Genomic DNA, 690 nt, shown 5'->3' on the forward strand with positions numbered 1-690 from the left:
GAGCGGGACGACTTGGGCGGGGTCGGTGTTATCTTTGCGGTCGTCGTACAGCGAGACCAGGGCGATGCCCTGTTCGGCGTGGTCCCAACCTGCCCAGCCCAGCATCGCGGTGGGATCGTCGGGGCCCGAGGCGCCGGGGTAGGCAATGAAGCGTTCCTTGGGCACGTCGAGCTTGCCGCGGGCCTGCCAGTATGAGGTCTTGCGGAAGTCCGCAGAGGTGTACTTGGGCGGCACCGGGACCTGGTCGGTGGTGATCTCGCCGCGGTCCTCGGCGCGTTGGGCGTCCCACGTGACCTGCCATTCGGCGAACTTGCGCAGTCCGGAGTCCTTGAACCGGAGGGCTGCCAGGTAGGGGACCGCCTCATCTGCCAGCAGCGCCACGAGAGTCGCGAGCGTTCCCGCCTGGCGTATGGTCGACCACAGCTCCAGTGCCCCGGCCACACCGCTCAGTCGCGGATCGGTCTCGACCTTCGCTGCCAGCTGGCGAATCGACTGCGGCTGCGGATACCCGTTGGGGTCCTTCCACAGCTCGGGGTTCTCCAGCCTGTCCAGGATCCACTCCGCCAACGCTGAACGGACTCGGTCGGCCCAGGGCATGGAGGACCAGCGCCGCTTGTACTCGGGACGCTCCAGCAGTTCCAGCGAACGGTCCTCGGCCATGCGGTCCAGGCGCTGCTGCACCGCGTTCCG

At 68.0% G+C, this 690-nt stretch carries 1 protein-coding gene; it reads right to left on the bottom strand.

Translation table 11 applies throughout. From position 1 onward, the window contains the following. A partial coding sequence (locus G6017_RS15635; protein ID WP_524536318.1) for a DUF7008 domain-containing protein occupies positions 1 to 690 on the bottom strand: 690 nt, incomplete at both ends.

It is taken from the genome of Dietzia sp. B44 (assembly GCF_014145245.1).
Lineage (GTDB): Bacteria > Actinomycetota > Actinomycetes > Mycobacteriales > Mycobacteriaceae > Dietzia > Dietzia natronolimnaea.